The sequence below is a fragment of the Cyclobacterium amurskyense genome (assembly GCF_001050135.1).
Classification (GTDB): domain Bacteria; phylum Bacteroidota; class Bacteroidia; order Cytophagales; family Cyclobacteriaceae; genus Cyclobacterium; species Cyclobacterium amurskyense.
The window spans coordinates 5,094,910-5,118,940 of record NZ_CP012040.1; the positions used below are offsets into that span (position 1 = coordinate 5,094,910).

General features: G+C 38.6%; 17 protein-coding genes. 10 read left to right on the plus strand and 7 right to left on the minus strand.

Features of this window, described 5'->3' with window-relative positions:
- Positions 1–11: 11 nt before the first annotated feature.
- From CA2015_RS20380 to CA2015_RS20410, 7 genes are all read left to right on the plus strand, one after another.
- On the plus strand, positions 12–2,426 hold the full coding sequence (locus CA2015_RS20380; protein ID WP_048643568.1) for an ABC transporter permease: 2,415 nt from the start codon (positions 12–14) through the stop codon (positions 2,424–2,426).
- 11 nt (positions 2,427–2,437) lie between these two features.
- Complete coding sequence (locus CA2015_RS20385; protein ID WP_048643569.1) at positions 2,438–4,870, plus strand: ABC transporter permease; 2,433 nt, start codon at positions 2,438–2,440, stop codon at positions 4,868–4,870.
- Positions 4,871–5,040: 170 nt separating this feature from the next.
- A complete protein-coding gene (locus CA2015_RS20390; protein ID WP_048643570.1) occupies positions 5,041–7,407 on the plus strand; it encodes an ABC transporter permease in 2,367 nt (788 codons plus the stop codon).
- Positions 7,408–7,444: 37 nt separating this feature from the next.
- Complete coding sequence (locus CA2015_RS20395) at positions 7,445–8,113, plus strand: ABC transporter ATP-binding protein (protein WP_048643571.1); 669 nt, start codon at positions 7,445–7,447, stop codon at positions 8,111–8,113.
- 245 nt (positions 8,114–8,358) lie between these two features.
- Complete coding sequence (locus tag CA2015_RS20400; protein ID WP_048643572.1) at positions 8,359–8,607, plus strand: hypothetical protein; 249 nt, start codon at positions 8,359–8,361, stop codon at positions 8,605–8,607.
- Positions 8,608–8,723: 116 nt separating this feature from the next.
- Entirely contained in the window at positions 8,724–10,328 is a 1,605-nt protein-coding gene (locus CA2015_RS20405; protein WP_048643573.1) for a SulP family inorganic anion transporter, read from the plus strand.
- A 42-nt stretch (positions 10,329–10,370) separates the two neighbouring features.
- Complete coding sequence (locus CA2015_RS20410) at positions 10,371–11,021, plus strand: carbonic anhydrase family protein (protein WP_048643574.1); 651 nt, start codon at positions 10,371–10,373, stop codon at positions 11,019–11,021.
- 137 nt (positions 11,022–11,158) lie between these two features.
- Here CA2015_RS20410 and CA2015_RS20415 read toward each other — a convergent pair whose 3' ends face one another.
- The 7 genes from CA2015_RS20415 to CA2015_RS25375 form a co-directional block, all read right to left on the minus strand.
- Positions 11,159–11,797: a hypothetical protein gene (locus tag CA2015_RS20415; RefSeq protein WP_048643575.1), complete on the minus strand. Its 639-nt coding sequence runs from the start codon at positions 11,795–11,797 to the stop codon at positions 11,159–11,161.
- Positions 11,798–12,094: 297 nt separating this feature from the next.
- Positions 12,095–13,465 carry a cytochrome c biogenesis protein gene (locus CA2015_RS25360; protein ID WP_316934186.1) on the minus strand — a complete coding sequence of 457 codons (1,371 nt, stop codon included), beginning with the start codon at positions 13,463–13,465 and terminating at the stop codon, positions 12,095–12,097.
- 192 nt (positions 13,466–13,657) lie between these two features.
- Positions 13,658–15,202: a cytochrome c biogenesis protein ResB gene (locus CA2015_RS25365; protein ID WP_316934187.1), complete on the minus strand. Its 1,545-nt coding sequence runs from the start codon at positions 15,200–15,202 to the stop codon at positions 13,658–13,660.
- A gap of 9 nt (positions 15,203–15,211) precedes the next feature.
- A complete protein-coding gene (locus CA2015_RS20425) occupies positions 15,212–16,531 on the minus strand; it encodes an alginate export family protein (protein WP_048643576.1) in 1,320 nt (439 codons plus the stop codon).
- A 23-nt stretch (positions 16,532–16,554) separates the two neighbouring features.
- On the minus strand, positions 16,555–18,048 hold the full coding sequence (gene nrfA / locus CA2015_RS20430; protein ID WP_048643577.1) for an ammonia-forming cytochrome c nitrite reductase: 1,494 nt from the start codon (positions 18,046–18,048) through the stop codon (positions 16,555–16,557).
- Positions 18,049–18,059: 11 nt separating this feature from the next.
- Entirely contained in the window at positions 18,060–18,347 is a 288-nt protein-coding gene (locus CA2015_RS25370) for a hypothetical protein (protein WP_316934188.1), read from the minus strand.
- On the minus strand, positions 18,344–18,688 hold the full coding sequence (locus CA2015_RS25375) for a NapC/NirT family cytochrome c (protein WP_316934189.1): 345 nt from the start codon (positions 18,686–18,688) through the stop codon (positions 18,344–18,346). Before CA2015_RS25375 ends, CA2015_RS25370 begins: the two co-directional genes overlap by 4 nt.
- A 675-nt stretch (positions 18,689–19,363) precedes the next feature.
- On the opposite strand from CA2015_RS25375, the gene CA2015_RS20440 reads away from it, so the two are divergent.
- From CA2015_RS20440 to CA2015_RS20450, 3 genes are all read left to right on the plus strand, one after another.
- On the plus strand, positions 19,364–20,002 hold the full coding sequence (locus tag CA2015_RS20440; RefSeq protein WP_048643578.1) for an RNA polymerase sigma-70 factor: 639 nt from the start codon (positions 19,364–19,366) through the stop codon (positions 20,000–20,002).
- Positions 20,003–20,242: 240 nt separating this feature from the next.
- Positions 20,243–22,567: a PSD1 and planctomycete cytochrome C domain-containing protein gene (locus tag CA2015_RS20445; RefSeq protein ID WP_048643579.1), complete on the plus strand. Its 2,325-nt coding sequence runs from the start codon at positions 20,243–20,245 to the stop codon at positions 22,565–22,567.
- Between the two features lies 1 nt (position 22,568).
- The gene (locus CA2015_RS20450) at positions 22,569–24,023 is read left to right on the plus strand and encodes a DUF1501 domain-containing protein (protein WP_048643580.1); all 1,455 of its coding nucleotides are present in this window, start codon (positions 22,569–22,571) and stop codon (positions 24,021–24,023) included.
- The last annotated feature ends 8 nt before the right edge of the window (positions 24,024–24,031 follow it).

A 24,031-nucleotide genomic window follows, 5' to 3' on the forward strand; every position in this document is an offset into this window, starting at 1 on the left:
ACCATAAAATCATGTATAAAAATTATCTAAAAATCGCCTGGAGAAATCTTACACGAAACAGAAGCTACTCTGCAATTAATATCGGGGGATTGGCACTAGGAATGGCTGTTGTCATCATGATCGGTCTATGGGTTCTGGATGAATTTACTTTCAATACCCACCATAAAAACCATGATAAGATTGCACAGGTTTACAATAGATCCAAAAACCTGGATACAAGTGAAATTGAGTCTTTTCCCTCTACGGTTTACATCATGGGTAGCGTTATAAAAGACAATTATTCAGATTATTTTACGCATGCAATACGTGCCACCTGGGTAGGGAATTATGTATTGACGAATGCGGGAGAAAATCACACCCAAACAGGGCAGTTTATTGAAAGTGAGGGGCTGGAAATGCTCTCTTTGGAAATGATACAAGGCTCTTATTCGAGTTTAGAAGAGGTCAATGCCGTGGTTTTATCTGAAACTGCTGCTGCAGCCATTTTTGGAGAAAAAAATCCAATAGGTAAATCTATAAAGATCAATAATGAGATGAATGCCATCGTAAATGGCGTTTACAAGGAACTCCCCAAAAACAACAGTTTTGCCAATGTGAAATTTTTTGCCAATTGGAAATTGACAGAGGCCAATGAGCCCGAAAGATTCGAACGAATAAAAACAGTTTGGGATGATTGGTCTTTCCAATTTTATGTGCAATTGAAGCCAGAAATTGATTTTGAAACAGCCAATGCTGCTTTGAAGGATTTGTATTTTCAATACGGACCCGCGGAATCATTGGAGGGTTTCGAGAAACGTGGTCTACATCCTTTTGCTTATCCCATGGACAAATGGCATTTGTATTCCCAATTTGATGCTCAAGGGGAGCCTACAGAAGGTAGGATCACTTTTGTGTGGTTATTTATAGCCATAGGTTTATTTGTATTGATTCTGGCCTGTATTAACTTTATGAACCTCAGTACAGCTCGCTCTGAAAAGCGTTCCAAAGAAGTAGGCATTAGAAAAACAGTTGGCTCCAATAAGCAGCAATTGGTCTTCCAGTTCCTAAGTGAATCCATATTGATTTCAGGTATTGCCCTACTTTTCGCATTGGCAATGGTATTGCTCACCATTCCATGGTTCAATGAATTGGCGGGCAAAAATATGCAGATACCCTGGGCCAACCTGACCTTCTGGGCATCTATATTGGGGGTCACCTTGCTTACTGGGTTGTTGGCTGGTAGTTATCCGGCCTTGTACCTTTCCTCTTTTAGTCCGATCATGGTATTGAAAGGAACCTTTAAGGCTGGACCCTATTCCGCAGTTCCCAGAAAGGTATTGGTAGTCTTTCAGTTTGCTGTATCAATAATGTTGGCAGTGGGAACAGTGATCGTTTTTAACCAAATAGAATTCACCAAGGACCGGCCGATTGGCTATGACCGAAGCAATCTTATTTCGATACAAATGAATAATCCCGAGTACAATGGAAAGTACAACCTATTGAGGAATGAATTGATAAACACAGGAGTTGTGGAAGACATGACCCAGTCTTCTTCTCCATTAATGGGGGTATATAGCAATGGAGGTGGTAGTATCAGTTGGGAAGGCAAAGATCCTGAGATGTCACCTGACTTTGGTATTTTGCGGGTAACGCATGATTATGGGAATACCGTTGGTTGGCAGTTTGTGGATGGCAGGGATTTTTCCAGGGACTATGCTTCGGACTCTTCGACCATTATCTTAAATGAAACAGCTGTCAAATACATGGGCCTGGAAAATCCGGTAGGAAGCTTCATTACAATTGGGAATGACGACCGGGCAGAGATCATCGGTGTTACAAAAGACATGGTGATGCAGTCCCCTTACAATCCTGTAAAACAGGCCTTTTTCTATATTGATTACGATAGGGTAGACTATATTAACATTAGAATAAAGCCCGATGCAATTGCCAGTGATGCCATTGCCCGGATTGAAGAGGTATTTGCCAAAGTTGTTCCTTCTGCACAATTTGATTATGGTTTTGTAGATGAGGCTTTTGGTCAAAAGTTTGAATCTGAAGAGCGCCTGGGGAATTTGGCAGGAGTTTTCACCCTTTTGGCCATTCTTATTAGCTGCTTGGGCCTTTTTGGTTTGGCTTCCTTTGTCGCGGAGCAACGAACCAAGGAAATAGGGGTTCGAAAAGTGTTGGGGGCATCCGTTTTAAATTTATGGCAGATGCTTTCCAAAGATTTTGTGATTCTTGTACTGATTTCCTGCCTGATTGCGATTCCTATTGTCTATTACTTTATGAGTCAGTGGTTACAGAATTACGATTACCGGATGGAAATATCTGGTTGGACCTTTGGCTATGCCATTGCTGGCGCATTGCTCATTACCCTATTGACGGTAAGCTTCCAAGCCATTAAAGCCGCAAATGTAAATCCTGTGAAGAGTTTAAGAACTGAGTAAATGAGGGGGCCATGTACAGAAATTATCTAAAAATCGCTTTTCGAAGTATCTGGAAAAACAAAACCTTCTCATTGATCAATGTAATTGGTCTTTCCATAGGTTTGAGTGCCGCTTTTGTGATCGGTATCATGATTTATTATGACCTTACTTTTGATAAATTTCATGAGGACAGAGAAAGGATTTACCGTGTAGTAGTAGATGATACCCAAGGACCTGACCGAGAAGGCCATTTTAGAGGTGTTCCGGTACCGCTAATTGATGTTTTACAAGCCAATAGTACAGGAATTGACCATGTCAGTCCATTTTTCCTTTTTGGTTTTGATAAAGTAACTGTAGCTTCTAGTCAAGAGGAATTTGACTGGCCAGGAGATATAGTGATTGCTGACCAGGAATACTTTAAGATTTTCAATTACCAATGGCTTGCGGGATCATCCAATGCAGCACTCGAAAATCCGTATGAAGTAGTATTGAGCAAAAGTAGGGCGGAAAAATACTTTCCTGGCAAATTACCCGAAGAAGTCATTGGCAATACCTTGATTTATGAGGATTCTTTAATCGTAAAAGTGACAGGAATTGTGGCTGAATTTGAAGACCGTAGTGACTTTACATTCAAGGAGTTTTTATCCCGAAGCTCGGTTCAAAATTCAGAGAAGTATAGTTATATCTATGATACTAGTTGGGGAAGTATCAGTTCATCAACCCAATTGTTTATTAAAACAGATAAATTTAATAATAAAGAAGCCGTGCAAGCCCAACTGAATGCTTTGGCTGAAGAGTACAAGAATGAAGAAATGGCTGCTTTGGGCTATTTCAGGTCCTTCAATTTGCAACCTTTGAAAGCCCTACACCTTAACGATAATTACGGCGTATTTGACAACAGCAGTTACCGGGCAAGCGCTGATATTTTATTTGGTTTAGGTTTTATTGCCCTTTTTCTATTGCTTTTAGGGTGCATTAATTTTATCAATCTCAATACAGCTCAATCTGCCAAACGGGCCAAGGAGATTGGTATTCGGAAAACTTTAGGAAGTTCCAAAAAACAGTTGGTGATTCAATACCTGGGTGAAACTTTCATTTTGACCCTTTCGGCAGCTATTTTGTCCCTATTCTTAGCTTCTTTACTGCTTCGTGTATTCGCCGACTTTATACCTCCTGGGCTTAGCTTGGATTTAATGCAAAACCCGGTGCTTATTTTTTCTTTATTGCTGTTACTAATCCTCATTACCTTTTTGGCGGGATTTTATCCAGGCCTTGTGTTGTCTCATTTTAAACCAGTATCCGTACTCAAAAATCAATCGGTTTTGGATGGGGACAAGGGGAGTTTAAGAAAATTCCTAACCGTTTTCCAATTTGTAATTGCCCAGGTTTTTATTATAGCCACGCTATTGGTAGGCAAACAGATAAACTACCTGATAAATAAGGACATGGGATTTAAAACGGAGTCTATTGCCTATATTAAAGCTCCGAGGGGTGAAGCTTCGCTTGAAAAATATGAAGCGTTTAAGGAGGTACTTGAAGCAGTCCCTGAGGTTAAAAATTTAAGTATTGCTGGAGATCCTCCCGCATCCCAAAGCTATTCAGGAAGAGGAGTGAGCTATTTTTCTGAGGGGGAGGAAACCCATGTTCAAATACAATTGCTCTATGGGGATGAAAATTACCTCGATTTATATGGAATAGACCTTTTGACGGGTCGTTTACCTCTCAAGGATTCCATTTCGGAATACGTAATCAATGAAACATTGATGCGCCAAATTGGATTTCAAAAACCGGAAGAGGTCATTGGCCAGCAATTCAAAGTAAACAATAAAAATATACCTATTGTAGGGGTTATGGAAGACTTTAACCAAAGTTCCTTAAGGGAGGAAATAGAGCCTATGGCATTTCTTCAGGATAGTCAAAATAGAACCCTACACTTTTCCTTTGAGGCTAACGATATAGAAAATTGGCCTTTGGCAATAAATAAAATAGAATCGCAGTGGAAGGAGTTCTTTCCTGACGAAACGTTTAAAATTAATTTTGTGGATGAGGATGTCAAGAAATTTTACAGCGAGGAGCAAAGTACGGCCACGCTTTTAAAATGGTCTACCGGATTGGCCATACTCATCAGTTGCCTTGGCCTTCTTGGTTTGGTAATCCATACCACCGAAAGGCGCACCAAAGAGATTGGCATTAGAAAAGTCCTGGGGGCCTCCATCATGCAACTTAACCTTTTACTTGGGAAGGAGTTCATGGTACTGGTCGGCATTGCTTTTGTTATAGCTGTTCCTATAGCCTGGTGGGGCATAAGTACCTGGTTACAGGAATTCGCCAACCAAACAACCTTGAGTTGGTGGGTCTTTCTACTTGGTGGCTTAGGTATTTCAATAATTGCATTGGCTGTCATCAGTATCAAAATATTTGCCGCAGCCAATACCAATCCTGTGAATAGCTTGAGTACGGAATAAGCGACCTCAAAGTGTAAATTTATTAGACATAATTTGTCAAAATATTTTACATTTCGTATTCTGATCCAGATTGAATGCAATACAATGTTCTGATTATAAGTATATTATATTTATGGCATAAAGATCGTAAAAAAGATTGAAGGAAATTGACATTTATAATTTATGAAACAATGCTGCGACATAACTTAAAACTTTTCTTTAGAAATATAAAGAACAACAAGGGGACCTTTTTGATTAATACCTTTGGATTAGGCATTGGGATTGCATCTTTTTTGCTTTTGGCACTTTATGTCCATAATGACCTGAGCTACAACCAATTTCATGATAATTATGAAAATATCTACAGGATCAGGGATGGGGAATCTGTTCAGACCAAAGGGCCTTTATTGCCGAAGCTATTGGAAGAGATACCTGAAATTGAAAATGGTACGCGAATTTTTGATTGGGAAGGTTTTCGCATAAGTTATGAAGATGTAGCCTTCCAGGAAAATATTATATACGTAGATGAAGGTTTTTTCTCTGTCTTTAGTTTTCCATTTACCGAAGGATCTGCAAAAAATGCTATTCAGGACAAATATGGGGTGGTGATAAGTACAAACCTTGCTAAAAAGTATTTTGGTGATGAACCTGCTGTAGGTAAAAAACTGCAAATAAAATTTGAGGATGTATTCCTAGAAGTTAAAGGGGTGGTAGCCATTCCTTCAAATTCTTCCATAAAATTTGATATTGTTTCCTCTTATGATACAGGGGAGGAGATTTCCCCTTGGATGAAGGGTATACATGACTGGTACAACACCTTTTCAATTACTTATATTCAACTAAAAGATGGAATAAACCCCGAAGCACTTGATGAAAAACTTAAGCAAATTGTTAAAGAAAATTACTTACCGGTAGGTCAAAATGAAACAGACCTTAACCTATTGTCTTTAAGTGAATACCATGCTGCTGAGGAATCCAACCAAACGCTAATTGTCATCCTCAGCATAATTGCTTTAGGCATTATAAGTATCGCTATTGTTAATTTTATAAATCTAACAATTACCAGTGTACTTTCTCGCATTAAGGAAATAGGCATTAAGAAAGTACATGGTGCCAGTAGGAGTGAGCTTTTTGGGCAAATATTGACAGAATCCTTTGCAGTTAGCTTTGTTGCCCTGTTTTTAGGGTTAGGCTTAATGGCTGTATTTCTTCCAAGCTTCAATTCACTCTTTGAAACCAAATTACATTTTGCACCTTTCCAAAATCCTGTTTTTATTTGGATACCATTGCTTATATGGGCGGTAGTGGGCATATTATCTGGTATTATACCCTCCTTTTTCTGGGCAAGGGGTACATTGACAGAAAGTCTAAAAGGAAATGCTTATTCAGGAAGCAGGTCTTCTGCTGCAAGACACTCCCTAATTGTGATTCAGTTTGCCATAGCTATTGTATTGATTTCAGGTACAGTTTTGGTCAGAAAACAAGTCAAGGCCATGATGGAGAAAGACCCTCTTTTTGACACGGAAAATGTAATCATTACAGAATTACAACCCTGGCAATTTCCTGACTTGGAAAAGACAAGCAACCAATACAAACGAATAGCTGCTGAGATAGAAGAAAGTCCATTGGTTGAGGCCCTAAGCTTCTCTCAGTGTTTCCCAGGTTACTATGGTGAAAATTACAATGGTTTTTACCCTCAGGGAGAAAACTTGCCAGAATCGATACACCTTCGAAAAGCCTATGTTGGAGAAAACTATTTTAAAACCTTTGGAATAAAAATATTGTCAGGTCATGGCTTTGAAAAAGGAAGCGTAGATTTTGAAAATGCGATTGTTCTCAATAAGGCTGCTACACAAGTGTTGGGTTATAGGGAAGCAAATGGGCAGATTCTTAATGAAAGCTCAACAAGTGGGGAAATTCGGAAGTTGGTGGGTATTGTGGATAATTTCAGCTATCAAGGAGTTCAACACAAAGCCCAACCATTGGTACATATTTTTGCTGATCAGGAGGATTTTACCAATTGGGGATATTTTTCCATCAAAGCAAAGAAAGGAGCAAGCCTTCAGGTGCTTGATCAATTGAAAGAAAAATGGAGTGCTGCTTTTTCAGGAATAGCACCCAAGTTTTATTTTGCAGATGAAAAACTTACCGAACAGTACAAAGAGTACATAAAAATCAACACCTTGGTGGCTTGGTTTTCTATACTTGCTGTTTTGCTTTCCTGCATGGGTTTGTTCGCCTTGGCTTCGTATTCCATGGCAAAAAGGACCAAAGAAATTGGCATTAGAAAGGTGAATGGCGCCAAAGTTTCCGAAATTATAATTTTACTTAACAAAGACTTTTTAAAATGGGTATTGATGTCTTTTATTATTGCCGTGCCAATAGCTTGGTACGGTATGCATCATTGGTTGGAAGGATTTGCTTATAAAACAACGATCAGTTGGTGGGTATTTGGTTTGGCGGGAGTACTTGCCATTGGCATTGCCCTTTTGACTGTTAGTTATCAAAGTCTCAATGCTGCCATGGCCAATCCTGTGGATGCTTTAAAGGAAGAATAGAACTGAAAATTAAAATATTTAACACTAATATTATACCATGCTCATACAATTAAATAATATTTTTAAATGGGTCCAACAGGGCGGAAGAAGGGTTTTTTTGCTTAAAGACATCAATCTTGAAGTTGAGGAAGGCGCTTTTATTTCCATTATGGGACCTTCCGGTTCAGGAAAGTCTACCTTGCTCAATGTAATTGGTATGTTGGATGTCTTTGATGAAGGTAAATACAATTTTATGGATGAACCTGTTCACCAATTGAAAGAAAAACACCGTGCTGAGCTCTACAAACAATACATTGGTTTTGTTTTTCAGGCTTATCATTTAATTGATGAGTTGACGGTCTATGAGAACCTGGAAATGCCTTTGCTCTATAAAAAGCATTCCGGATCTGAACGCAAAGCCCTTGTTGCTGATATGTTGGATCGTTTTAATATTGTAGGAAAAAAAGACTTGTTTCCAACTCAACTAAGTGGGGGACAACAGCAGCTTGTTGGAGTGGCTCGTGCTTTGATAGGAAAGCCTAAGTTAATTTTAGCTGATGAACCAACTGGTAATCTAAATTCAAAGCAAGGCCAAGAAATTATGGAGTTGTTTAAGAAATTAAATGAGGAAGGGGTCACCATTATACAGGTAACACATTCAGAAAAGAATGCTACTTATGGTAAAAAAGTAATTCACCTGTTGGATGGTAGAATGGAAAAATCTTGACTTTATGGCCCTGAGCTAAGTAAAATATCAACTAAAGTTGCTTTTTCATTTCTTTAATTAAGTGCTGTTTTTCAAGCTAAAAGCATAAAATTGACGAAAAATTCTAAACATTTTCAATTAGAGGACGTTAAATTTTATGTTATTCACTATATTGCATTCACAAATATTTAAGATTGGCTTTTAATAAATCAACATATCGAGGTATAGCATTTGGGTTTTTGACCCTTTTCCTTTCGCTATTGTTTATGCCCAGCATTGTGGTGGCAGCGATAGATGATGAGGTGAATATATCCATGTTTTTTTCATTTACAGAAGAAGAAACTAAAGAGCATGAAGTAAAATGCGAGTTGGATGTTGATGATTTTTTTCCTACGAATTATTTCTTGTTAGCCAGATCGTTTGATAACGATATTTCGCGTAGAATTAACATCGATAATTTCTTGAATAGCCTCTATGATCCGGGAATAATAGTTCCACCTCCAGAGTTTAAATAATTTTTCTTTCTGTCAATGACATTGTAAATCTTGCAGTCATTGGATTTTTATCTATCCCTAAGAGTATATTATGTTCTTTACAGGGGTAAGAAATTTTAAACTCATAATAATTTTACATGAAAAGTAATAATCTATTTGCGCATCTAAAATCAGATGTTGCATCAGGTTTGGTAGTATTTCTGGTAGCACTACCTTTATGCTTGGGAATTGCCTTGGCATCTGGCGCACCCTTATTCTCAGGAATCATTACAGGCATCATAGGCGGTATCGTCGTTGGGTTCTTAAGTCAATCTCATATTAGTGTCTCAGGCCCTGCAGCTGGTTTGACGGCAATTGTTTTTGTTGCAATAGCAGATCTTGGCTATGAATCTTTCCTAGTAGCGGTAATTTTAGCTGGGGCTATGCAATTGCTCTTGGGTTTGATGAAAGCAGGAACAATATCCAATTATTTTCCTTCCAATGTTATTGAGGGAATGCTAGCAGGTATAGGCGTTATTATCTTTATTCAGCAAATTCCCTTGGCTTTGGGTTCTGACGTAGAAATAAGCTCTGGATTGGGGATTTTTGTTGATATATTTGCTGCCTTTCAAGACATTCAACCTGGAATTCTAATTATAACAGTTGCTTCTTTGGCAGTACTTATTACCTGGCAAAAAACACCTGCTTTGAAAAAGTTAAAGTTGGTGCCTGGCGCTTTGGTTGCTGTAATTACAGGAATTGTAATCAACGGAATCTTTATCTTAACAGACAGTGCTTTTGCCGTCACCTCGGAATATTTGGTTAGCCTACCAGTTCCTAAGAATATTGAAGAATTTAAAGGGATATTTGTTTCTCCATCTTATGAAGCAATTTTTAATCCTGGCGTATGGATTGTAGCCATTACTATTACCATTGTTGCTTCAATAGAGACATTACTATGCATAGAAGCCACGGAAAGATTGGACCCATTAAAACGATTTGTTAATACCAACGTAGAATTAAAAGCACAGGGAGTTGGTAATATGATCAGTGGCGTATTGGGTGGCTTACCAATGACATCGGTTGTGGTTAGGTCCTCAGCAAATGCAAATTCAGGTGCTAAAACCAAGATGTCGGCAATAATCCACGGTTTTCTTTTATTTATTTGCGTATTAAGTATTCCTGCTTTTCTAAATATGATTCCAATGGCAACCCTTGCCGCCATTTTATTAACCATTGGATATAAATTGGCAAATCCTGCTACATTTAAACATTTTTGGGAGCGAGGTAAATACCAATTTATTCCATTTATTTTAACGTTGTTGGCGGTGGTATTCCTTGGCTTGTTAAATGGAGTAGCATTAGGAATGATTGTAAGTGTGATTTTCATTCTAAGAGGTAATATCAAAAAAGCCTACTTCTTTAGAAAAGAAGAATACACAAGTGGTGATGTAATCCATGTAGATTTAGCCCAGGAAGTTTCATTTCTTAACAAAGCTGCAATTAAGCTTACTCTGAACAAACTCCCAGAGAATTCAAACGTAATAATAAATGCTTCAGATACAGTGTATATAGCTCAAGATGTACTTGATTTGATTCATGAATTTAAAATGGTAAATGCAAAAGAAAAAGGAATTAAGGTTAAATTAGTAGGTTTTAAAGATGCTTATCGATTAGACAATGATATCGATACCAACAATAAAGTTCATATCGACAAAAACCTTTTGTCAGAAGAAAGAATTAGCCAACTTTTCCATAATTAAATAATTATAGATACCTATATTTAAAAAAAATAGTTATAAAAAATGAAAGCACATACTGCAGAAACACAGGCCACAATGACGCCAGCTAAGGCCTTGACTATATTAAAGGAAGGAAACCAACGTTTTGTAAGCAATCTTAAAATTAATAGAAATTTACTAGAGCAAGTAAATGACACTAAAGATGGACAGTTTCCTTTTGCTGTTGTCTTGAGCTGTATAGACAGTAGGACTTCTGCTGAATTGATTTTCGATCAAGGGTTAGGTGATATATTTAGCGTTAGAATAGCTGGGAATGTAATTAATAAAGACATTTTAGGAAGCATGGAATTTGCTTGTAAACTTGCTGGATCCAAACAAATCGTAGTCCTAGGACATAGCAAATGCGGAGCGATAAAAGGAGCCTGTGCTGGAGTAAAAATCGGAAATTTAACTGGATTATTGGAAAAGGTTCATCCTGCTATTGATGAAGTTTCAGACAATATGCCTAAGTCAAATAAAACTGACCCTGAGTTCATTAGGGCCGTAGAAAAACAAAATGTTATTTCTACCATGGACTTGATTCTACAAGAAAGTCCTGTTTTAAAAGAGTTGTATGAAAATGGAGAAATTGGAATGACAGGAGGTTATTATGATGTCGATACCGGAGAGGTATCATTTATGAAGGCTGTTATTGAAGAGCCTGTAACCAAATAAGCATTAGAAAAAGCAGTTTTTAGCTGAATTATTATAAAAATTCGGATTCTAAAAACTGCTTTTTTATTACCTTTTTATTTGTTTTCCCTCCAAAAGCATTTATATTTTTAGCTTTTACGAACTTATACCTCAATTTTTTATAAATACAGGTCTTCCTGGTACTTTGGTGTGGTGAGTTTTACTTTATCCAAATTTCTATTGTTAAGGTTAATTTTTAACCCTTTATAATAGAACTCTTCCGCTTCAGTTTTATAGATATCCTGATCATTTTCACAATCTTCGTACTCCTTCTTGTAGATTATTTTTCCTGTAGAGATATTGAAATCAAAGTTAGCCCAGTATTCGCATAATTTACCAAAAATGCTTGTATGACCTATAAGTTCAAACTCATCGTTTTGAAATCTGTATTTGTCTTTGTAAAACCATTTCCAACTGCTGCCCCCAGAAAAGCCAATTGTCAAAATTCCATTTTCAATAGAAATTTCTTCAAAAGGGTCACCCATAATGCCACCCTCTTGATTTTTTAAAATGGCATTGCATGATTTTCTCCAGATAGTCCATTGTCCATTTGAAAATTTCAGCACTTGAATTTCCCTGATATTTCCATATTCAGAGGGTTCAGAGGTTTCAAATACAAGTACTTTTTCACAAATCTGATCCTTGTCCAAATCGCCCTCTGTTTCAGCAAGCAATTCATAACCTTTTGGAATGACTATTTCCTGGCCATAAGATAAAAAGCTAAGGGAAAGCAAGTAGATAATAAAGGGCAGTTTCATTTTATCTTAAGTTAAAATTTAAATATGCAATAGACATTCTATTACGAGCTGAAATCGCTTTAAAATCAGCCACTTCGTTGCTGTTTTCAATTTCACCATAGCGGTGTTATGCTAAAATCTCCAAACAGTCTGATTTCCTTGCGATTGCAACACTTCCCGTAAACACGGGACAGGCTTCACCCCTGACATTGCCAGGGCGGAGAAATCCTATTACATAATCCAGGTTAAAATTGAAATTTAACTCATTCTAAGTTAGCTTCAAATATGTAGATACTCTACAGGGCTATAAAATTAGTATCAAATCATCAATTGTCGCTTTTCTGCTTCTGTTAACTTACCAAACCTCAGGTAAGCTGTTATTGATACAATAAGCAAGACAATCGTTACTACATAAACCCAATAAGGAACGGGAACAGGATCTCCTTTGGCGTAAGAATGCAAACCTGAGAGGTAATAATTCACTCCAAATGAGGTCATAATTATAGCACCAAATGCCCATAAACTTGCCAGATTGTAAATTATGGCATTTCTACTTCCAGGAATTAGTCTTAAGTGAAGTACCACAGCATATATTAAAACGGAGATAAGCGCCCATGTTTCCTTAGGATCCCAAGCCCAATACCTTCCCCAACTCTCATTTGCCCATACACCCCCAAGAAAAGTGCCTATTGTCAAAAGGAACAAACCTACAGTGATAGACAATTCATTGACCACAATGAGCTCTTTCATGGAAAGCCACCACCTAGGGTTAGGACTTTTGGGTTTGAACACAAGTAAACATAAACTTAGTAAGGCAATAATTGCTGAAAGTGCCAATGGTGCATAGCCACTAACAATGATGGCCACATGGATCTTTAGCCAGTAGGAGTGAAGTACTGGCATAAGGTTGGTGATTTCTGGATTGAGCCAATCCAGAAAACTAACGAAGAGTAATGTGCCAGAAAACAATAGTCCCAGAGGAACAGTAAAGTGGGATTTTTTGCCAAACACTAATCCAAAAAGGAGTACCCCCCAAGCTACAAAAACCAACATTTCGAATCCATCACTCCATGGTGGGTGCTTGGCAATGTACCAGCGAAGTGACAGATGAAAGGTAAATATTACCCAACCTATCCAAGCCAAAACGACACCTAATTTCCAGCTAGTTTTCAGACTTTTACCTGAATAAAACAAGGCTGTAATTGCAAGGCCTAACATCATTAATCCAAGCAACCAAAAATATCCGAACAGGCGATTTCCTAGTTTGAGTTTATTAAATAGCAACTCGCCTTCGATTTCAGCTTCACTGGGATAAACAGACTTACCGGCCTCCCTTTGATACAGGTCTATGTAGCCAAATGTCTCGTCTGCCTTTTCCCAATTTCCGGTTAGTAAGCCTTCTTTTAAATTACTTAAGTACAACTTTCCAATGTTTTGTACGAAAATGGCGTCTTCTTCTTCAAAGCCACTGGTAAATTGTGAACTGGTGTACCAGGTTTGGTTATCATCCAAACGGTTCGGGTATAGTTTCAGAAAATCTCCAATTAATACCGCATAAAAAATATTAAACCTTTCATCGGTTTTAAGGAGTTCTTTATGGCCTTCATTTCTTTCCGAAGGTTTAAGCAAATTGGCCTTTTCTACCATGTCTGACAGTAGGTAATTGCCCTCCTCGTCAACAAAATCCATAAAACTAAGCTGATCAACAGGTGATTTTTTCAGTGCCTTAAAAACGAGCAAGGACTTTTTTTGGTCAATTTTAATTAAGGGTAAGCGACTAAAATATTCAGGTTGTATTTGTACGGCTAGTAAAAATTGTTCAGGGCTAAGACTTAGGGTTTTATTTTTGACCCGAATTGTGATTTCAGCTTTGCCACTAAGTTAACGAGTAATTTCATTGGCCAAAGTATTCAACGGTTTCATGCGTCCGTCTAAGTCCTGAACAATAAGCCTTCCATATGCTTCTGCTTTCTCCTTTGGAACCACAAAATCCTCTGGAGAAACATTTTCCTGACCCAAAACAGCAAATGAGAATAAACTTAAAAGGACAAGCAAGTTGCTCCCTGCTGATAGCTTACCGAGTCGTCGCTGCATAATATTGAATCGGCTGTTTTTGGCAAAAAGGGTCAGTATCATTCCTATACCTAAAAACAAATAACCCAAATAGGTCAGGTAAGTTCCTGGCTTGTCCTGATTGATAGTGAGGACTGTTCCTTGTTCATCAGCATCGTAGGAACTTTGATAAAATCGATATCCCCTATGATCCAGGACGTTGTTCATAAAAATCCGATAAGGCCATGATTCCCCATTGTCCTGAACCATTACTTCACTGGCATAACTTTCAGGGCTTTGGGAACCCGGATAGCGCTTGAGTTCAAAAGTGTTGAGGTGTAGAGAAAAGGGAAGCATTTGGGCTTTAGGTCCATAGGTCAAGTGATAAGTCTTTTCCCCAATTTCAAAAGCTACCCAAGAAGGTTTGTAACTTACTTTTGGAAAAAAGCCTGAAGCCAACTTATTCTTCTCGCTATCAAAAAGACTCATCTTTAAACCATCGGCATAGTTTTTTGCCGCTTCCAAATCTTCCTCAGGTACATAGTTTAGGCTTACATTCTCCTTTATATCCCTTACCACTAAAGCACCCCTTTCCCATTGATAAAGGGATCTAAGTTTCAACTTTTCTGCTGTATTGGCATGTATAACACCAATTTGTTGACTGGCCATTTCCATCACTTGCAGATGCACATTTGTAGCAAGCATCCAGCCCGAATCACTTCTATAAATTCTTAACGGAGCGATTCCGTTTTCATTCATTTCAAGACTTAGATCACCTAGAAGCAAAGATTCACCATTTCTCAATATCTGGTCTTCTCTTGTGCCTTCATTTATATAGGAAAGTTCTAAAATGGTTTCATTTCCAGGTGCATATACCCGCTTGGCAGAAGGAACGTATTCCTCCAGTACCAGTTCAAAATCTTGACCTTCTAAGGAAATATTATAAGTGCTTGGATCGAATGTTTTGAAAGTGAATTCAGTTCCTTGGCTGAAATGAACACCATTTCCACCCTCTATTTGCAAGTAATTGTTACTGGTGTAGTAAATATTTTCCGAATTTCCAGTTCGAATATGAATTACGCCTTCTTTACTAAATATTCTGGTGACTCCAGCACCTATAATGATAACGATAAATGCCAGATGAAAAATCCCTAATGGTAGCTTTTCTTTGCTTAATAATTTGTATTGTCCAATATGGGCTATGAAATTAATACATAGCCAGATCATTATTAATTCAAACCACCAGGCTTCATAAAACAATGCCCTGGCAACAGCAGTATCGTGATCATTTTCTACAAAAGTGGCAATACCCATAGCTACAGCAAGTATAAAAAGGAGTAGCACGGATACTTTGGTGGAAAGAAGGAATTTCATAGGGTTATTTTAAAGGGGTACACCAATAAATTTGGCTTTATTGTTTGGCCTGAGTACAAACATTATATAGGCCCAATTCTGATTGCTTTTAAGGCTGCCATTGTTCTGAGCATGTTTAAAAGTATCAGAAGCAATGAATTGACTGTAACCAGCTTGAATGGAAACGGACTCACTGATCACCTTGCCTACAGAAAGGTCAATCTCCGAACCAAATCCCTTGTCCAATTCGGGCCCACTGTAAAGTTCCTCGAGCATGGTTGCAGTACTGGCAAAGTGATGATAATCCCCCTGAATCCAAAAGCCAGCATCAAAATTGTACCTGGTTCTTAAGTATATGTCCCTCAAACCCCGTGAGTTAAAGTGATTGCCTACATAGAACAAATCCATAAAACCATTAAAAGAATGGTTGGTACCATATAGTGGTGCGAATGACTTGTTTTTCTGCTGGCTATTTGTTGGTGTTCCACTTAATAGTTCAAAGCCAGCTGTGGCGGTATATTTAGAGCCTGTCTCCTTGTTTTCGGTAAAAGTCTGGGTTATATGTGCACTTATATCGTACGCAGAGGTAGACCTGTTTAAAACATCTTTACCAAACTGATAATATAAATAAGCAGAAAGCTTTGTTGTGGGAAGGTTGTATTTTAGGGTTGGCAAGGCCAAAGTTTGTAAGTAACGAATTCCTTGACTAGTATAGTTGATATTATTTGTTTCCTGATACTGTCTGCCATCGTTCCAAAAGAGTAGGGCATAGTTGAACTTACCAACGGTGTTTTCATATCGGGCAAACTGTGCTGCTTTGTATTGATTGGGTGTTGTGAATAGATTGTCGCTAATTTTTTGGCCATCTTGGTTAAAACCAAAACCAAAATGCAATTTGGCTTTTTCTTTTTCATACTTCATCAAAGCAAACTCATGCGATCTGGCCTGAAGGGCCCAATCCAGGTTGCCTAGGAATCTTGCATTGTCATAATTTAACTCTTGCCTTCCTAGTTTTAGTTTCCAGTTTTCCCCAAAATTAACTTCAGCCCAAGCCTCATGCACTGACAAATAATTGTCTGAAATATTGGCGGTAGAACTGCTTCCCCAGGTACGAACATCCTGTATGCTCATGAAAAAATTTAGGCGATCGATCTTATAGTTCGCTTGAATTCTCGCTCTGTGGGCTATAAAGCCAGCAGGATCGGCATTCTCATTTATTAATTTGTTGTATCCGTGACGGTATTCGCTTCGGACAAGCATTTGCCCATCAATTGAAAATTGGGCAAAGCTGTGCTGTTGGGAGCAGAACAATAATAGTAATGCTCCCATTATAATAATAGAACTTTTCATAATGGTGGAATTTGTTCAGTATTTTATTTGATACTGACTGTTTTAATTTCTTTTTTTGCTTCTCTGGCTTTTCCTTCCTTGAGCCATTTAGGGACAACTTGCTCAAGGAAATCCTCCTTAGCAGCCAAGTCTTTTTCTATATCAAAGCCGATATAAGCTTGCAGGGCATCCTTGGAGGTGAAATCAGGCATTTCCACGGGTTTGTTATGACCTAGATCAGCCAATAATCTAGCGAGCTCAATTCTGGCTTCTTGAATGATTCCTGTTGCAGAGGTTACAATTCTGCTTGTCTCAAGTGGCGCATGAAAAGCAGCACCATGAGAGGCTACAGAATAATCCCATCTCCACTGCGCATGGCGAATACCTTGTTGGATATTGTTCATCTGATCTTGGGTAGCACCCAATTCCCATGCTTTTGCCGCTTCTATATGCGCCATGGCTATCTGCCTTTGGAGCTTGGACGTACCTTCTTTAACCTTTCCCTGTCTTTCATAGACATCTGTGATCAAATCGTCTACTTTTTCCCTATGGCAAACAAAACAACTGTTTTCAACATTGCTTAAAGGAGAGCCAATATTGTGGTTAGTGAATTTCTGACCTCCCTCAGATTCGTAGGGCATATGGCAGTCTGCACAACTTACGCCTCTATTACTATGTACACCCATTTTATAGATTTCGTAATCGGGATGTTGTGCTTTCAACATTGGTGTTTTGCTCAATGGGTGGGTCCAGTCAGAAAACTCAGCTGCATCATAATAAGCCTCGGCACTTTCCACATCCATGCCATCTTTCCATGGATACGTAAGGTAATTGGCATTCTCTGCGCCAGGTTTCTTCTTGTCGAAATAATATTCTACATGACATTGGGCACAAACCAAGGAACGCATTTCTTGGTGAGAGGCTTCGTTGATGTCTTTACCCATGGCCTCATACGCTTCTATAAGCGCTGGCCTTGTCACCGAAAGTTTCATCGTTTCTGGATTGTGACAATCGGCGCAGCCAATAGGATTGATTACTTCTGCTCCCAAGTCAGAAAATTTTTGACTGTAATACTCTGTTACACCCATTTCCTTCATTAATCTTGGTACATCAGGACTTTTACAGGTCCAGCAAGTACTTGGCATTGGACCTTCACCAGCATTCCTAGGAGCACCTGTTCTGAGTGTTTCGTTAATGTCAGAAATGGCATGATTGTGCCCCTTAGGTGAATTATAATCTTTACTGAATCCATAACCTGCCCATAGAATAACCATTTCCGGCTCAGCCCGAAGCATGTCTTTATGTCCACTGGTATTGAACATACTATGAAAAGTGGTATCCTTGGTTTTCATATAAGACTGGTATTGCCTTGGGAAATTCAATCCCCAAACAGAATCTCGGGGCTCGATTCCTTCAATTTCAACCTTTGGTTGATAGGCAAACCTGGCTTCAGATTTACGGTCTAAAATATTTACGGCCAAATAGGCCAAAAAGAATACAATTACTGCCGTTGCTAAAAAGAGAATCCAGTTTTTCATGACACTTTAAGTTATTTATCCTTCGATAATTTCATTGATTTTTTAAGCCATTCAGGAACAATGCTAAGATCCGAAGGACTATATTCTTTAATGGGTTCTATTTGTGCACCAACTGCGGAGAGACTTCTTACTCTACCATGAGGCACTTCACGATGACATTCCCAGCAGGTTCGGTCCGTTCTGTTTTCCTGGTGGTTGTCTACAAAAGCTGCTGTTTTGGCGTCTGTAACCTGGTCCTGATGGCACCTAATGCAATTGTCTTGAATAACAGTGATGGAAGGGGGTAAGGCCCTGATCACCTCCGGTTCGGCCCTGGCTGTAAATATGAAGCATGATAAAGTCCATCTTTGGCCTTGAAAAAGTATTTATTAAAAACATTGTCATGTGGAACATGGCAGTCATTACAATGGGCTACCTCCCTATGGGAACTGTGCGTCCAGGTAATGTATTGTGGTCCCATAATATGGCAATTGACGCAGGCCTGAGGGTCATCCGATAAATAAGAAGTGGCATTGCTAATGTCCAGCAAGAAAAATCCCAAACCAACGATCAATGCTACCAAAAAAGTAGCTCCGGTCCTCCAATGCCATGGAGGTACCAGACTGTATTTAAATAAAAAACGCTTGATATTGACCTTCATAGCCCTCGCTTTAATTGGTAATCAAAAATAAGCCATTTGTATTTATAGAAACCTGAGAAAAGTCAGTTTTGAACCTGCTTTTTGCCTATACTTTGACCCGGTAAAAGGCCATTCAAGAAAATCATGATTTAATAGCAGCAAACAATTGGTCATTTGAAATAAATCTTTCAATTGTCTACTTTAATTCTAATAAGATACAGATAATCATTGATTCTTAACTCTTTTAACAGAATTTATAACTGTTAAACAATCATTATTTTAAATCCCCTACCATTAGGTAATCTAAAAATTTAATTTTTAAACTTTTACATAATTTTAATATTATGCTATTCCCCCAAACCTTTTGTGTAAAACTTATTTATCCACCAATCTAAAAAGCGTAAATTGATTATTAATCGATGGATTATTACGGTATCTTAAATGGTCTCGAACCAAATACATTACAATCGAAGAAATAAAATCTGAAGTAGTTAATTTTCGCGAAGTCTGTCACTGATAGCCTAGGGAAGTGGATACAGGTTGGATGAGAGTCTGTTGCTCATTTAGAGTTAGAGGTAAGGTTAGGTTCGGGGCATTTCTTTAATCACCAGTATTTTATTTCTATCCGTTTCCATTTTAAATTATCAATAAATTAAAATAAACCAGTTGACCTAGATTGCAAATAGCACCTCTAATATGCCCAATAGCCCAAAAAATACCATATTGTTCTCATTAATTGCTAATGGCGATAAAAAAGCATTTGACAAGTTTTTTGCTATCTATTACAATCGTTTGGTTAGCTTTTCTAATCATTTTTTGAGCGATAGGAGTTCTGCTGAAGACATCGTATCTGAAGTTTTAACAAATCTTCTTATTGAGAAGGAGCGTATTTTTAGACTGAAAAATTTCGAAGCTTACCTTTATACCGCTGTCAAAAATAAATCTTTGACCCTATTGGCCAAGTCGAAAAGAGAGTTGAAGATTGATTGGACAATTGATTCGGCCCATTGTAATCAAGAGGTAATTACACCTCAGGAACTGTTGGAAGAGCAGGAATTGGGTGATTTTATCAGTAAGGTAGAAGAAAATCTTCCGGACAGAAGAAAAATGGTATTCCGGTTAGCACGCCATGATGGTTTAACTTACAAACAAATTGGTGAAATCATGAATATTTCGGAAAGAACCGTTGAAGTGCATTTGAAGCTAGCTATACAATGTTTTAGAAAAGAAATTTCCTCCTTTTTAAATAAAAAAGAGATTCCTTTAAAAATTCGAAGACGAAAAATTGTTCCCATGACTCCTATATTTTTATTATTTGCCTATTGTTTATTTTAGATTACGGGTTTTTAGGCTTCCATTGGTTATATTGATATTGGGAATAAGCGAATCACCTACTGTGGCATTTTAATAAGAAAAGGATACGTAAAAGCTAGAACATACCGGGTATTGCAATAACCTCTTTTAAAGCTTTTATTTCGGGCCCTGTGGAAGAAAATGTCTAGTGGTATGATTAAAAGGATTTTCCACCATTTATATTGCTTATTCCGGATTTGATTGAGTATTAATTTCTAAAATATGAATATCCGACAGCTTGTATTAAGTTTATTTTCCCTTATTCCCCTCTTTATCTATCAGGCTTGTGGTACAAAAGATGGGGCTCAAGGGGAATTGATATCTCAGGGCATTGCAGATCAAGTCAGTTACAATTTTCATGTACGTCCAATTTTATCCGACAACTGTTATGCTTGTCATGGACCTGATGCGAATAAAAGAGAAGCGGACTTAAGACTGGATATAGAAGATGAAGCATTCGGTGCATTGAAAGATAATCCTGATGCACACGCCATTGTCCCTGGTAAAGCCGAAAATTCTGAAGTCTATAGAAGGCTAATTTCAGATGACCCCTCCATTAAAATGCCTCCTCCCGAATCCAACCTAAGCCTCAACGAAAGAGAAATAGAAACGATTAAAAAATGGATCAATCAAGGAGCCGCTTATGAGCCGCATTGGTCATTTATTCCGTTAAAGGAGGTTAAGTTACCTACTATAGAGGACAGTGACTGGGGCATTAATGAAATTGATAGGTTCATTCTTCAAGCTCAATTGGAAAATGGTTTCCAACCCAATCCAGAGGCGGATAAGGAAAGTCTTTTAAAGCGGTTAAGTTTTGATTTGACCGGACTACCTCCTGATCTGGAATTAATGGATGCTTTTTTAGCGAATGAAAACGGTGCAACTTATGAACAAATAATTGAGCAATTATTGACCAGTCCAGCTTATGGAGAAAAAATGGCTGTGTACTGGATGGATATTGCCCGCTTTGCCGATTCTCATGGTTTTCAGGATGACAGTTACAGAAGTCAGTGGCCATGGCGGGATTGGGTAATTCATGCATTTAACACCAATATGTCCTATGATCAGTTTATAACCTGGCAAATTGCCGGTGATTTGTTACCAAATCCAACAAAAGAACAGCTCTTGGCGACCGGTTTTAATAGAAACCACAAGATTACAGAAGAAGGTGGCATTGTGGATGAGGAATACAGGGTCATGTATGTCACAGACAGGACGAATACCTTTGGCAAAGCACTAATGGGAATAACCATGGAATGTGCCACCTGTCATGATCATAAATACGACCCTATTACCCAAAAAGATTATTATCAACTTTATTCCTTTTTCAACAACGTTCAGGAAAGGGGTATTGAGTCGGTTGTTGGAGGACCTGAAACCTATGCCAAAAAGCCTTTTATGCACATAACCGATGAGGATGTGCGTTCCATTTTATCCTTTGTAAACAAGAAGGATACAACTGAATTGATTGTTTCAATAATGGGTGATATGGAGGAAAGTAGAAATTCCTACATTCTTGAACGTGGTTCCTATGAAGTCCATGGAGAAGAAGTATCAGCAGGTACACCAGAATCTATTCTTTCCTTTGATTCTGGATTTGAAAAAAACAGGCTTGGATTGGCCAAATGGCTTTTCGATAAAAACAACCCCCTCACAGCAAGGGTTTTTGTAAATCAGATATGGCAGGAGATTTTTGGAAGGGGCATTGTTGCTACACCTGGTGATTTCGGTATGCAGGGCGAACTTCCAAGTCACCCCGATTTATTGGATTGGCTCGCAATGGATTTTATGAAGAATGGTTGGGATGTAAAGCATTTGGTAAAAAAGATGGTTACTTCAGCTACTTATCGTCAATCAGCCGTCCTTAGTGAAGACAAAAGGAACAGAGACCCAGAGAACATATTCCTTACAAGGGCACCTAGGGATAGGCTGAAGGCTGAGTTTATAAGAAACCTGATCCTTGCCAGTAGTGGACTTTTAAACAAAGAAGTGGGGGGACCTAGTGTGAAACATTATCAGCCTTCTGGTTTATGGGAAGGGGCCACCTCAGGAAGAGGGATTTTATCCATGTACAAGCAGGACCATGGAGGAGACCTTTACAGAAGGGGTTTGTATACCTTTATCAAAAGGACAGTACCACCACCTTCAATGACTTTATTTGATGCGAGTAATCGGGATCAGTGTGAAGTGGAAAGATTGATTACAAACACCCCGTTACAGGCCTTAGTCATGTTGAATGACCCGACGATGTTAGAAGCTTCAAGAGTGTTAGCGGCCAGTTTATTGAAAGAAAATAGTGATGCAACCAAAAAGATAGAAAAAGCTTTTAGATCCATCGTCTGTAGGTATCCGGAGGAAAAAGAATTGCTTGTATTGAACAAGTATTACGAAGGCCAACTGCAAACGCTGTCTGAAGAGGTTGCATCAGAATTGCTACAGGTAGGAGAGTACCCGCTGGATAAAAGCCTGGACAAGCTGTCATTGGCTGCTATGATGCAGGTAATTAGTACGATATATAATTTGGAAGAGTCAATTGCAAAAACTTGATATGGAAAAGGAATTTATTGAGCACGGATTAAACCAAAATCGAAGAAAGTTTCTATCAAAAATGAGTTTGGGCCTTGGAAGTGTGGCTTTAGGTTCCTTATTAATGCCCAACTTATTTAAAGGAACAGGAAGCATTGAAAGTGAACTGGCTGCTGCAATTCCTGATTTTGCCCCAAAAGCAAAACGGGTGATTTACCTTTTCCAGAATGGAGCACCCTCTCAATTGGAATCCTTTGATTACAAGCCAAAATTGACAACAATGTTTGGGCAAGATCTTCCTGAATCCATAAGGGGAGACCAAAGGTTAACGGGGATGACAGCCAACCAGTCATCTTTCCCATTGGTAGGCTCTTTCTCTAAATTCAACCAATATGGTGAATCAGGGGCATGGATAAGTGACCTGTTTCCCTATACCTCAAAGATTGTAGATGATATTTGCATTGTGAGGTCCTTACATACAGAAGCCATTAACCATGATCCGGCACTCACTTTTTTCCAAACAGGTGCCCAGCAAGGCAACCGCCCTAGTATGGGAGCTTGGTTGAGTTATGGTCTTGGGAGTGAGAACAACAACCTCCCGGCATTTACGGTGTTACTTTCCAGAGGCATTGGGAATGGTCAGGGAGTCTATTCCAAATTATGGACCAATGGGTTTTTAGATTCTGTTCATCAGGGGGTTCAATTTAGCAGTGGGGAGGATCCGGTATTGTACCTTAAAGATCCCAAAGGCATGAAAAGGTCTGAAAGGAGAAAAATGCTAGACAATTTAGCAGAGCTCAACCACATGTCTTTCCAAAAATTTGGAGACCCTGAAATTAGTGCCAAAATCCAACAATATGAGATGGCTTACAGGATGCAAACCACGGTTCCAGATATCATGGATTTGTCTAAAGAACCAGACAGTGTAATCAAACTCTATGGTCCGGATTGCTTGGTTCCCGGGACCTATGCCGCCAATTGTTTATTGGCCAGAAAGTTATCTGAAAGCGGAGTTCGTTTTGTGCAATTGTACCACCAGGGCTGGGACCAGCATGGCAACCTTCCCTATGAAATCACCCAACAGGCCAAGGATGTAGATCAGGCTTCAGCAGCTTTGGTAACTGACCTAAAGCAAAGAGGTTTATTGGATGAAACCCTGGTGATTTGGGGTGGAGAGTTTGGCAGAACCAATTATAGCCAGGGAAAACTTACCGAGGACAATTATGGAAGAGACCATCACCCAAGGTGTTTTAGCATCTGGATGGCCGGAGGAGGAATCAAACCAGGTGTTGTTTATGGAGAGACAGATGAGTTGGGATACAATGTGATTAAAAACCCAGTACATGTGCATGATTTTCAAGCTACGGTATTGAACCAATTGGGATTAAATCATGAAAAGTTAATTTATAAGCATTTGGGAAGAAGGTTTAGGTTAACCGATGTTTCTGGGAAGGTAGTTAAAGACATATTGGTATAATTTAGATT